Source organism: Enterobacter sp. MGH 33, assembly GCF_000534535.1.
Lineage (GTDB): Bacteria > Pseudomonadota > Gammaproteobacteria > Enterobacterales > Enterobacteriaceae > Enterobacter > Enterobacter hormaechei_C.
The window spans coordinates 1,838,032-1,850,089 of the sequence record NZ_KI973212.1; the positions used below are offsets into that span (position 1 = coordinate 1,838,032).

The following is a 12,058-nucleotide window of genomic DNA, read 5'->3' on the forward strand; positions in this document are numbered from 1 at the left end:
TACTCATTACAGTGTGAAGGAGAGACGTAGCGCCAGCGCGGCGAGCGTCACAAAGAGAACTGGCAGCGTCATTATGACGCCCGTCCTGAAATAGTAGCCCCAGGTAATAGTCATGTTTTTCTGTGCCAGCACATGAAGCCAGAGCAGGGTAGCCAGACTTCCGATGGGGGTAATTTTCGGCCCCAAATCGCAGCCAATCACGTTAGCGTAAATCATCGCCTCTTTAACTAACCCTGTTGCAGCACTACCCTCAATGGAGAGCGCGCCAATCAGCACCGTTGGCATATTGTTCATTATGGATGACAGGAAGGCGGTGATAAATCCGGTTCCCAGAGTGGTGACCCAGAGTCCGTATCCGGCTAAGTAATCAAGAACGCCTGAAAGAGACTCCGTCAGCCCGGCGTTGCGCAGGCCATACACCACCAGATACATCCCCAGCGAGAAGATAACAATTTGCCACGGCGCGCCGCGCAGCACTTTTCCGGTGTTAATGGCGTGCCCGCGTTTAGCAACGGCAAACAAAATCAGCGCGCCAGTTGTTGCGATAGCGCTGACCGGGATACCCAGAGGTTCAAGCACAAAGAAACCGACAAGCAGTAGCAGCAGCACGATCCAGCCCGTTCTGAACGTTGGCAGGTCGTGAATGGCCCGTGCGGGCTCGCGGAGTTTTGCCTGGTCATATTCGGGGGGAATTTCTTTTCGGAAGAACAGATGCAGCATCACCAGCGTTGCGGCAATCGCAGCGATATCAACCGGGATCATCACCGAGGCGTATTCGCTGAAGCCCAGCTTAAAGAAGTCCGCCGACACAATGTTGACCAGGTTGGAGACAATCAGCGGCAGGCTGGCGGTATCGGCGATAAATCCCGCCGCCATCACGAACGCCAGCGTAGCCTGCTTGCTGAACCCCAGCGCCAGCAGCATAGCGATGACGATAGGGGTGAGGATCAGCGCCGCGCCGTCATTGGCAAACAGCGCCGCCACGGCTGCGCCCAGCAGCACGATCCAGGTAAACAGCAATCGCCCGCGACCGTTTCCCCAGCGGGCAACGTGCAGCGCGGCCCACTCGAAAAAGCCGGACTCATCCAGCAGCAGGCTGATAACGATAACCGCGATAAACGTTGCCGTCGCATTCCAGACGATATTCCACACCACAGGGATATCGTTAATGTGGATAACGCCGCTCATCAGCGCCAGCGCGGCGCCAATGGTAGCGCTCCAGCCGATGCTGAGCCCTCTGGGTTGCCAGATGACCAGCACCAGTGTGAATAAAAAAATCCCTCCTGCCAGAAACATCTTTTACTCCATTATATCTGTTATTGTGAATATGTTTTGGTCAGCACGAGCCCGGAAGTCGGTTTTTCAGCTTCATACGCGTCTCTTCCCGCAGGCAGTTCCAGCTGGTGTCGATAACGGTTGCCGCCCATGCAGGCATGTTGGGAGAGAGACGGTAGTAGATCCACTTACCCTCGCGACGGTCGATGGCCAGCCCGGCCTCGCGCAGTAAGGCCATGTGGCGGGAGACTTTCGGCTGCGGCTCGTTGGTAGCGGAGCAGAGATCGCAGACGCACAGCTCGCCCGCTTCACGCAGAAGCATGACGATGGAGAGGCGCGTTTCGTCGGAGAGGGTTTTGAAGAGCTGAACGGGGTGAAGCATCGGATGATCCTGCGTACATTCATATGTGTTAAATCATATATGTTTGCAGAGCGAGGAGAAAGCGAAAATGGCAAAATGAGCAAGTTTCAGGCAACAAAAAACCCATCAACCTTGAACCAAAACGGCGGGGTTGATGGGCTCCACAAATTGGGGACATCAAAGAAAAGCAGTGGCACTAGTTATGACTGCACCCTGCGTAAAAAGTTCTGCGCGTAACGAAAATTTTTTCAGCCACACGCAAACTTGAGATTTATCCGAGTCCTGGCCAGATAATGATGATCAGCGTACCCGCCAGCGTCAGCAGCACGTTGGCGATTGCGTACGTGCCTGCATAGCCCAGCGCCGGGATATTGCTGCGCGCAGTGTCGCTGATGATCTCCATCGCCGGTGCGCAGGTGCGCGCGCCCATCATCGCGCCGAAGAGCAGGGCACGGTTCATGCGCAGCACGTAGGCACCGAACAGGAAACAGATCACCACCGGTACCAGGCTGACGATAAGTCCGGAAACCAACATTTGCCAGCCGACCGCGCCCAGGCCGTTGCCAATGCCGCTCCCGGCGCTTAAGCCGACACCCGCCATAAAGACCATCAGACCGAACTCTTTCACCATGTTCAGCGCCCCCTGAGGGATATAGCCGAAGGTGGGATGGTTCGCTCGCAGGAAGCCCAGCATGATCCCGGCGAACAGCAGACCGGCTGCGTTACCAATGCCGAAGCTAAAGTTGCTGAACTGGAAGGTTATCATCCCGATCATCAGGCCGACAATGAAGAAGGCGCAGAAGGCTAACAGGTCCGTCACCTGGCTGTGGATCGAGATAAAGCCGATACGGTCGGCAACGGTTTTAACCCGTCGGGCATCGCCGCTGACCTGCAACACATCGCCTTTATTGAGCACCACGTTATCGTCGATAGGCATTTCAATCTGGCTGCGGATCACGCGGTTGAGGAAACAACCGTGGTCGGTCAGCTTCAGCTGTGCCAGACGGCGGCCCACGGCGTTGTGGTTTTTCACCACAATCTCTTCGGTGACGATACGCATGTCCAGCAGGTCGCGGTCAAACACCTCTTTCCCGTTGCGGAAGCTCGGATCGAGACGCGCGTGGGCGTCCGGGTAGCCAACAAGGGCGATGTCATCGCCCATCTGGAGCACCGCGTCACCGTCCGGGTTTGCAAGAATGCCGTTACGACGGATACGTTCGATGTAGCAGCCGGTCTGACGGTAGATCCCCAGCTCGCGCAGGTTTTTCCCGTCGGTCCAGGCAACCAGCTCCGGCCCGACGCGGTAGGCGCGGATCACCGGCAGGTAAACTTTACGTTTGGAGTCCGTGTCCAGGCCGCGCTCGCGGGCGATGGTCTGGGCGCTGGTCTGGAGATCCTGATGCTGAAGTTTTGGCAGATAGCGCGCGCCAACAATCAGGCTCACCAGACCAATCAGATAGGTCAGGGCATAGCCCAGACTCAGGTTGTCCAGCGCGGAGGAAAGCTGCGTGCCTGCCATGCCAGAATGACGAAGCGTATCCCCCGCGCCAACAAGCACCGGCGTGGAGGTCATCGAGCCTGCCAGCATACCGGCCGTTAAGCCGATGTCCCAGCCAAACAGTTTGCCCAGCCCTAACGCAATCAGCAGGGCGCTGCCGACCATCACCAGCGCCAGCATCAGGTAATTTTTGCCGTCTCGGAAGAAAATGGAAAAAAAGTTCGGACCGGCTTCCACGCCTACGCAAAAAATAAACAGCATGAAACCTAAGTTAAGCGCGTCCGTGTTAATACTGAAATGTTGTTGACCTAATAACAGGGAGACGACTAAAACGCCAATGGAATTACCAAGTTGAACTGAACCCAGGCGTAATTTACCCAGACAAAGGCCCAGCGCCAGTACCACAAATAATAACAGGATGTAATTCCCATTTAACAAGTCTGCGACGTTTATATTCACGGAGGCTAACTTCTTGTTTACCAGTAAGTTGTTGAATGAAAGGACTATTTGGGCTACTGTTTTCAGAGTCAGGGAATCACTTTGCATCTCCCTGCTTCCTGATAAATACCCTAAACACTAGCAGTCGGTTAGTTTAATCGTAATAGCTACCGACAGCCACCTATTATCGCACGACTTCTGTGCGTGCTTTGGCAAGGATTGCCGCATTGCTTTATCTGACTGGGCGTCCACCGGACGATTTTTGTATTTGATAGAGATAAGTCAGGAGGATAGTTTGAACTTTAAACGAAACTGGGCTGGCGTAATCAGCTGTTTTTTGCTGTTTACGGTCGTTTGCATGTCGCTCGCTTTTAACGTGAAAGGCGCCTTCAGAGCGTCCGGTCATCCCGAGCTGGGCCTGTTGTTCTTCATCCTGCCGGGGGTAGTCGCTGGTTTTCTCTCGCGTAAAGGCGAGGTGGTGATGCCGCTTATTGGGGCAATGCTTGCGGCCCCGCTCTGCCTGCTTCTGATGCGCGTGCTGTTTCTCTCGTCGAGAAGCGTCTGGCAGGAAGTGGCGTGGCTACTGAGTGGCGTTTTCTGGTGTGCGCTGGGCGCGCTCTGTTTCTTATTTACGCGCAGCCTGCTGCAACAGCGGAAGCACCGTAAATAAAAACGCCCTCAGGGTGAGGGCGTCTTCGCATTACTGAGCCGCAAACAGGCCCAGGTGTTCTTTGGCGTAGGCCTCAAAATCGGTGCAGCCGCCGATGTGTTTCTGATCGAGGAAGATCTGCGGCACGGTTTCAACCGGTTTACCCACGGTTTTTTCCAGATCGGCTTTAGTGATGCCTTCCGCGTGGATATCCACGTAACGGAAGTTGAAATCATCACGTTCTTCAGTCAGTTTCTCTGCCAGCTCTTTCGCGCGTACACAGTAAGGGCATCCTGGACGACCAAAAATTACTGCAAACATTTCTCTCTCCTCAAAAAACAAGCCTGACGGCGAATGGCGCCTATAGTGCACGATAACCTGCCGTCATGGAAAGAAGGTTTCACCTGTCACTTTGATACAGTCAGGCTATGTTTCGCCAATTACATCAGGTGGATCATTGCCTATACTGGCTGCCATACGTTTTACGCAACACAAAGAGAGACAAAATGACGCCAACCATTGACCTGCTTCGTTCCCACCGTTCCATTCGCCATTTCACCGATGAGCCGATTACCCAGGCGCAGCGGGAAGCGATCATCGACAGCGCAAGAGGCACCTCCAGCTCCAGCTTTTTGCAGTGCAGCTCCATTATCCGCATCACCGATCCGGCGATGCGTGAGCAGCTGGTAACGCTGACGGGCGGACAAAAGCACGTTGCCCAGGCGGCTGAGTTCTGGGTGTTCTGCGCCGATTTTAACCGTCATCTGCAAATCTGCCCCGAGGCCGAGCTGGGGCTGGCGGAACAGCTGCTGCTGGGCGTGGTGGATACGGCGCTGATGGCGCAAAACGCGTTCACGGCGGCGGAATCGCTGGGGCTTGGCGGCGTCTATATTGGCGGGCTGCGTAACAACATCGAAAGCGTGACGGAACTGCTGAAGCTGCCGAAACACGTGCTGCCGCTGTTTGGTCTGTGCCTCGGCTGGCCGGCAGATAACCCGGATCTGAAGCCGCGCATTCCTGCTGCGATGCTGGTGCATGAAAACCACTACCAGCCGGTCGACCAGGACGTTCTGCATCAATACGATGAAGAGCTGGCGAACTACTATCTGACGCGCGACAGCAACAACCGCCGCGACACCTGGAGCGACCATATTCGTCGCACCATCATCAAGGAGAACCGCCCGTTCATTCTTGATTACCTGCACAAACAGGGCTGGGCAACGCGGTAGTCCATTCCTCCTGCGCCTCGTGTATGATAGGCAGGCTTTTACCATGTCTTTAGAGAGGTGCAGGGTGAAAATTGCCATATTGTCCCGGGATGGAACGCTCTATTCATGTAAACGCCTGCGAGAAGCGGCGGCGAAACGCGGACATCAGATTGAAATCCTCGATCCGATGTCCTGCTATATGAACATCGACCCTGCGGCGTCGTCGATTCATTACAAAGGCCGCAAACTCCCGCATTTTGATGCGGTGATCCCCCGCATTGGCTCCCAGATAACCTATTACGGCACGGCTGCGCTGCGCCAGTTTGAAATGCTGGGAAGCTATCCGCTCAACGAGTCCGTGGCGATCTCCCGCGCCCGCGATAAGCTGCGCTCGCTGCAACTGCTGGCGCGCCAGGGGATCGATCTGCCCGTCACCGGGATTGCCCACTCCCCGGACGACACCAGCGATTTAATCGACATGGTGGGCGGTGCGCCGCTGGTTATTAAGCTGGTGGAAGGTACGCAGGGTATTGGGGTGGTACTGGCGGAGACGCGTCAGGCGGCGGAAAGCGTGATCGACGCGTTTCGCGGTCTGAATGCCCATATTCTGGTGCAGGAGTATATTAAAGAGGCCAACGGGTGCGACATCCGCTGCTTTGTGGTGGGCGATGAGGTGGTGGCCGCCATAGAGCGGCAGGCAAAAGAGGGCGACTTCCGCTCTAACCTACACCGCGGCGGTATCGCGCGGGTGGCCCTTATTAGCGAGCGCGAGCGCGAGATTGCTGTGAAAGCAGCGCAGACGCTGGGCCTGGACGTGGCGGGGGTCGATCTGCTGCGTGCCGGGCGCGGGCCGCTGGTGATGGAAGTCAACGCCTCGCCGGGGCTGGAAGGGGTGGAAAAAACCACAGGCGTCGATATTGCAGGTAAAATGATCGCATGGATTGAACGCCATGCGACGCCGGGATTTTGCCTGAAAACGGGCGGTTAAATGGATCGGCGCGCACTTTTTGCGTAATCTGGACAACGTTTTTATTTAAGAGGCTGCACAGCGATGGATTTACAGGTCGTACCTACACTGGATACGTTACGTCAATGGCTCGATGATGCCGGTATTACTTTCTTCGAATGCGACTCCTGCCAGGCGCTGCATCTGCCTCACATGCAAAATTTCGATGGCATTTTCGATGCCAAAATCGATTTGATCAACGACGTGATCCTGTTCTCGGCGCTGGCTGAAGTAAAGCCTTCTGCGCTGCTGGCGCTGGCGTCTGATCTGTCAGCGATCAACGCCAGTTCTTTGACGGTGAAAGCGTTTCTCGACATACAGGATGATAATCTGCCAAAGCTGGTGGTTTGCCAGTCTTTATTCTCCGGCGCGGGGCTCTCCTTCAAGCAGTTCGCCTGGTTTATGCGCCTGAGCGAAGAGCAAATTTCCATGGTAATGATGGAAGCCAACGCACATCACCTGCTGTATAGCGCGGAAGATGATGCCGAGAATAATGATGCATCTCCCAATTTTCTCCACTAAGCCTGTCTGACTTTTGCGCAGTCGCTGCCAGAGCGGCTGCATAACACCATTTTTTCTGCTGCTTTTAACCTTTCTTTAAAGAGTTTTTCACCTCCTCTCCGGCCGTTTCGGCTTATCACGTAGACATAATCTGCATAAAAAATTGATAAAAGGCGTTTTTTCGTCTGGGCTATAGCCGGAGACACGGGCTACAGTTATTCTTGCGGTGCTTAAAAAAGCGAGCGGAACCTGCCGGGAAGAGGGGGGTATTTTATTTCGGGCAGAGCGACAAACTATGCATGATTATTGCATATCTTCAGGCTGCACAGTTTTGGTTCGTTTGTTAACGAACTTTCAGAAGGAATAACAATATGATCGCCTTGAATAAAAAATGGTTATCGGGTCTGGTTGCGGGTGCTCTGATGGCCGTCTCTGCCGGCACGCTCGCTGCGGAACAAAAAACGCTGCACGTCTTAACTGGTCTGACTATATTGCGCCGGACACCGTCGCGAATTTTGAAAAAGAGACCGGCATTAAGGTTGTCTACGACGTATTCGATTCCAACGAAGTGCTGGAAGGCAAACTGATGGCGGGCAGCACCGGTTTCGATCTGGTGGTGCCGTCGGCAAGCTTCCTGGAGCGTCAGCTGACCGCCGGTGTCTTCCAGCCGCTGGACAAGAGCAAATTACCGAACTGGAAAAACCTCGATCCGGACGTGCTGAAGCTGGTGGCGAAGCACGATCCGGAGAATAAATACGCGATGCCTTACCTGTGGGCGACCACCGGTATTGGCTATAACGTGGATAAAGTCAAAGCGGCGCTGGGCCCGGACGTCAAGCTGGACAGCTGGGACGTGGTGCTGAAGCCGGAAAACCTCGAGAAGCTGAAAAGCTGCGGCGTCTCTTTCCTCGATGCGCCGGAAGAGATTTTCGCCACCGTGCTTAACTATCTAGGCAAAGATCCAAACAGCAGCAAGGCCGACGACTACACCGGTCCGGCGACCGACCTGCTACTGAAGCTGCGTCCGAATATTCGCTACTTCCACTCCTCTCAGTACATCAACGACCTGGCTAACGGGGATATCTGCGTGGCCATCGGCTGGGCGGGCGATGTCTGGCAGGCGGCGAACCGCGCGAAAGAGGCCAAAAACGGTGTGAATGTTTCCTACTTCATTCCGAAGGAGGGGGCGCTGGCGTTCTTCGACGTCTTCGCGATGCCGGCTGATGCGAAAAATAAAGAGGAAGCGTATCAGTTCCTCAACTACCTGATGCGTCCGGAGGTGATTGCCCACATCAGCGACCATGTCTACTACGCCAACGGTAACAAGGCCTCCGTGCCGCTGGTGAGCGAAGAAATCCGCAATAATCCGGCGATCTATCCGCCAGCCGATGTGTTTGCCAAGCTCTTCACCCTGAAAGTGCAGGAACCGAAAATTGACCGTGTGCGTACCCGCGCGTGGACCAAGGTGAAAAGCGGTAAGTAACGGCGTTTGATATCGTTGCCCGGTAGCGCTGTCGCTTACCGGGCCGACAAATCCCGTAGGCCGGGCAAGCGTTAGCGCCGCCCGGCGATGCGCACCCTGACGGTGCGTTTGCACCAGTGTTGATCTATGCCGGAGAACACCCCGTGAATGACGCGATCCCCCGCCCGCAGGCGAAAGTCCGTAAAGCGCTGACCCCGCTTCTTGAAATTCGTAACCTCACCAAATCCTTCGACGGCCAGCATGCCGTGGACGATGTCAGCCTGACGATCTACAAAGGTGAAATTTTTGCTTTGCTCGGTGCATCTGGCTGCGGCAAATCCACACTGCTGCGTATGCTGGCAGGCTTTGAACAGCCTACCGCCGGGCAGATCGTGCTGGATGGGGTAGACCTCTCCAGCGTGCCGCCGTACCAGCGGCCCATAAACATGATGTTCCAGTCCTATGCCCTGTTCCCGCACATGACCGTTGAGCAGAACATCGCCTTCGGCCTGAAGCAGGACAAACTGCCGAAAGCCGAAATCACCGCGCGCGTGGCAGAGATGCTGAGCCTGGTGCATATGCAGGAGTTTGCGAAGCGTAAGCCGCATCAGCTTTCCGGCGGCCAGCGTCAGCGCGTGGCGCTGGCAAGAAGTCTGGCGAAGCGTCCAAAATTATTACTGCTCGACGAGCCGATGGGCGCGCTGGATAAAAAGCTGCGCGACCGGATGCAGCTGGAAGTGGTGGATATCCTCGAGCGCGTGGGGGTGACCTGCGTGATGGTGACTCATGACCAGGAAGAGGCGATGACCATGGCCGGGCGCATTGCGATCATGAATCGCGGTAAGTTCGTGCAGATCGGCGAGCCGGAAGAGATCTATGAACACCCGACAACCCGCTACAGCGCGGAGTTCATCGGCTCGGTAAACGTCTTCGAAGGGCTACTGAAGGAACGCCAGGACGACGGTCTGGTGATTGAATCGCCGGGGCTGGTGCACCCGCTGAAGGTTGATTCTGATAACTCCGTGGTGGACAACGTGCCGGTTTACGTTGCCCTGCGCCCGGAAAAAATCATGCTTTGCGATGAGCCGCCCGCCGATGGCTATAACTTTGCCGTGGGCGAAGTGGTGCACATTGCCTATCTCGGCGATCTGTCGATTTACCATGTGCGCCTGAAAAGCGGCCAGATGCTCAGCGCCCAGTTACAGAACGAACACCGGTATCGCAAGGGGCAGCCAACCTGGGGCGACGAAGTGAGCCTCTGCTGGGATGCGGACAGTTGCGTAGTCCTGACGGTATAAGGAGCGGTCATGAGCACACTTGAACCTCCAGCCCGCGTCAAAAAACCGGGCGGTTTCGCGCTCTGGCTGGCGCGCATGCAGATGGCGCATGGCCGCAAGCTGGTCATCGCCATGCCCTATATCTGGCTGATCCTGCTGTTTCTGCTGCCGTTCCTGATCGTCTTTAAGATCAGCCTGGCGGAGATGGCGCGGGCGATCCCACCGTATACCGATCTGTGGGAGTGGGCCGACGGGCAGCTGACGCTGACCTTAAACCTCGGTAATTTCCTGCAACTGACCGACGATCCGCTCTATTTCGAAGCCTATTTGCAGTCGTTACAGGTTGCGGCTATTTCTACGATTTGCTGCTTGTTGATGGGCTACCCGCTGGCGTGGGCAGTGGCGCACAGCAAGCCGTCGACGCGAAATATTTTACTGCTGTTGGTCATTTTACCGTCGTGGACGTCGTTCCTGATCCGCGTGTACGCGTGGATGGGGATCCTGAAGAATAACGGCATACTGAATAACTTCCTGCTGTGGCTTGGGGTCATCGACCAGCCGCTGACGATCCTGCACACCAACCTTGCGGTGTATATCGGGATTGTCTATGCCTATCTGCCGTTTATGGTGCTGCCAATCTATACGGCGCTGACGCGAATCGATTACTCGCTGGTGGAAGCCTCGCTGGATCTCGGCGCACGCCCGTTGAAGACTTTCTTCAGCGTCATTGTGCCGCTCACCAAAGGCGGGATCATCGCCGGATCGATGCTGGTGTTTATCCCGGCGGTCGGGGAGTTTGTGATCCCGGAGCTGCTCGGCGGCCCGGACAGCATCATGATTGGCCGCGTGCTGTGGCAGGAGTTCTTCAATAACCGCGACTGGCCGGTGGCCTCGGCGGTGGCGATCGTCATGTTACTGCTGCTGATCGTGCCGATCATGTGGTTCCACAAACATCAGCAGAAACAGATGGGAGACCACGGATGAACAACTTACCGGTAGTACGCTCCCCGTGGCGAATTGCGATCCTGATTATCGGCTTTACCTTCCTGTATGCGCCAATGCTGATGCTGGTGATCTACTCGTTCAACAGCTCTAAGCTGGTCACCGTCTGGGCGGGCTGGTCCACGCGCTGGTACAGCGAGCTGTTCCACGATGATGCGATGATGAGCGCGGTGGGGCTGAGCCTGACCATTGCGGCGCTGGCGGCGACGATGGCCTGCGTGCTGGGCACTATCGCCGCGCTGGTGATGGTGCGCTTTGGCCGTTTCCGCGGGGCGAATGGTTTCGCGTTTATGATCACCGCCCCGCTGGTTATGCCGGACGTCATCACCGGCCTGTCGCTACTGCTGCTGTTTGTCGCGCTGGCGCACGCCATCGGCTGGCCAGCGGATCGCGGGATGCTCACCATCTGGCTGGCACATGTCACCTTCTGTACGGCGTATGTGGCGGTGGTGATCTCCTCGCGGCTGCGCGAGCTGGATCGCTCCATTGAAGAGGCGGCGATGGATCTCGGCGCAACGCCGCTGAAGGTCTTTTTCATCATCACGCTGCCGATGATTATGCCGGCGGTGATCTCCGGCTGGCTGCTGGCGTTCACGCTCTCGCTCGACGATCTGGTTATCGCCAGCTTTGTGTCGGGACCGGGCGCGACGACGCTGCCGATGCTGGTCTTCTCCAGCGTGCGGATGGGGGTGAATCCGGAGATCAACGCCCTGGCGTCCATCATCCTTGGCGTGGTCGGAATTGTCGGATTTATCGCCTGGTATTTGATGGCGCGCGCGGAAAAACAGCGTGTGCGCGATATCCAGCGTGCAAGACGCGGCTGAAGGAATTACTATTTCCAGTGATGTGCCGCGTATGACGCGGCACTGTTTTTCAGGGAAGTAAAAACATTGGGATTCTTACAAAAAACACGTCATTCGCACGCTCGTCCGAACGTCCCTGCACTGGTGCAGGTGGCGGCGCTCGCCATTATTATGATCCGCTGCCTGGATGTGCTGATGATAATGAACACGCTGGGTCCGCGCGGAATGGGGGAATTTATTCACCGCAGCGCGCAGACGTGGAATCTGACGCTGGTGTTTCTCAGCAGCCTGATGCTGGTGTTTATTGAGATCTACTGTGCGTTCTCGCTGGTGAAAGGACGTAACTGGGCGCGCTGGGTGTATCTGCTTACGCAGATCACCGCCGCAGGCTACCTGTGGGCCGCCTCGCTGGGCTATGGCTATCCGGAGCTGTTCAGCATACCCGGTGAGTCGCGACGCGAGATTTTCCATTCACTGGTGATGCAAAAACTGCCGGATATGCTGGTGCTCTGCCTGCTTTATCTCCCGGCTTCCAGTCGGCGGTTCTTCCGCCTGCAATAATGTGTATAATCGCAGCC

General features: G+C 56.1%; 12 protein-coding genes and 1 pseudogene. 9 read left to right on the forward strand and 4 right to left on the reverse strand.

The window, feature by feature from the left end; all coding sequences use genetic code 11:
• Nucleotides 1-6: 6 nt before the first annotated feature.
• The 3 genes from L379_RS15265 to L379_RS15255 form a co-directional block, all read right to left on the reverse strand.
• Nucleotides 7-1,296: an arsenic transporter gene (locus L379_RS15265; RefSeq protein WP_032653085.1), complete on the reverse strand. Its 1,290-nt coding sequence runs from the start codon at nt 1,294-1,296 to the stop codon at nt 7-9.
• Nucleotides 1,297-1,336: 40 nt separating this feature from the next.
• On the reverse strand, nt 1,337-1,657 hold the full coding sequence (locus tag L379_RS15260) for a metalloregulator ArsR/SmtB family transcription factor (protein ID WP_015571018.1): 321 nt from the start codon (nt 1,655-1,657) through the stop codon (nt 1,337-1,339).
• A gap of 250 nt (nt 1,658-1,907) precedes the next feature.
• Nucleotides 1,908-3,593 (reverse strand): aspartate:alanine antiporter, encoded by a 1,686-nt coding sequence (locus L379_RS15255; RefSeq protein WP_026080732.1) that lies wholly within the window; start codon nt 3,591-3,593, stop codon nt 1,908-1,910.
• Between the two features lie 274 nt (nt 3,594-3,867).
• On the opposite strand from L379_RS15255, the gene L379_RS15250 reads away from it, so the two are divergent.
• Nucleotides 3,868-4,242 carry an inner membrane protein YbjM gene (locus L379_RS15250; protein ID WP_017384878.1) on the forward strand — a complete coding sequence of 125 codons (375 nt, stop codon included), beginning with the start codon at nt 3,868-3,870 and terminating at the stop codon, nt 4,240-4,242.
• A gap of 30 nt (nt 4,243-4,272) precedes the next feature.
• On the opposite strand, the gene L379_RS15245 is transcribed toward L379_RS15250, so the two are convergent.
• Nucleotides 4,273-4,542 carry a GrxA family glutaredoxin gene (locus L379_RS15245; protein WP_006809455.1) on the reverse strand — a complete coding sequence of 90 codons (270 nt, stop codon included), beginning with the start codon at nt 4,540-4,542 and terminating at the stop codon, nt 4,273-4,275.
• Between the two features lie 185 nt (nt 4,543-4,727).
• Between L379_RS15245 and nfsA the strand changes: the two genes are divergently transcribed.
• The 8 genes and pseudogenes from nfsA (at nt 4,728) to L379_RS15205 (ending at nt 12,041) form a co-directional block, all read left to right on the forward strand.
• Nucleotides 4,728-5,450, forward strand: a complete 723-nt coding sequence (gene nfsA / locus L379_RS15240) for a nitroreductase NfsA (RefSeq protein ID WP_015571015.1) — start codon at nt 4,728-4,730, stop codon at nt 5,448-5,450.
• A gap of 64 nt (nt 5,451-5,514) precedes the next feature.
• Nucleotides 5,515-6,417, forward strand: coding sequence for a 30S ribosomal protein S6--L-glutamate ligase (gene rimK / locus L379_RS15235; RefSeq protein ID WP_017693733.1), 903 nt, complete (start codon nt 5,515-5,517; stop codon nt 6,415-6,417).
• A 63-nt stretch (nt 6,418-6,480) separates the two neighbouring features.
• Nucleotides 6,481-6,957, forward strand: coding sequence for a YbjN domain-containing protein (locus L379_RS15230; protein WP_003858385.1), 477 nt, complete (start codon nt 6,481-6,483; stop codon nt 6,955-6,957).
• 350 nt (nt 6,958-7,307) lie between these two features.
• Nucleotides 7,308-8,419 (forward strand): annotated as a pseudogene (gene potF, locus L379_RS15225) (spermidine/putrescine ABC transporter substrate-binding protein PotF).
• A 143-nt stretch (nt 8,420-8,562) separates the two neighbouring features.
• On the forward strand, nt 8,563-9,696 hold the full coding sequence (potG, locus tag L379_RS15220; protein ID WP_017693732.1) for a putrescine ABC transporter ATP-binding subunit PotG: 1,134 nt from the start codon (nt 8,563-8,565) through the stop codon (nt 9,694-9,696).
• Nucleotides 9,697-9,705: 9 nt separating this feature from the next.
• Nucleotides 9,706-10,659 carry a putrescine ABC transporter permease PotH gene (potH, locus tag L379_RS15215; protein WP_017693731.1) on the forward strand — a complete coding sequence of 318 codons (954 nt, stop codon included), beginning with the start codon at nt 9,706-9,708 and terminating at the stop codon, nt 10,657-10,659.
• Nucleotides 10,656-11,501, forward strand: coding sequence for a putrescine ABC transporter permease PotI (gene potI, locus L379_RS15210; protein ID WP_003858378.1), 846 nt, complete (start codon nt 10,656-10,658; stop codon nt 11,499-11,501). The genes potH and potI overlap by 4 nt, the downstream gene beginning before the upstream one ends.
• Nucleotides 11,502-11,543: 42 nt before the next feature.
• Complete coding sequence (locus L379_RS15205) at nt 11,544-12,041, forward strand: YbjO family protein (RefSeq protein WP_085929694.1); 498 nt, start codon at nt 11,544-11,546, stop codon at nt 12,039-12,041.
• The last annotated feature ends 17 nt before the right edge of the window (nt 12,042-12,058 follow it).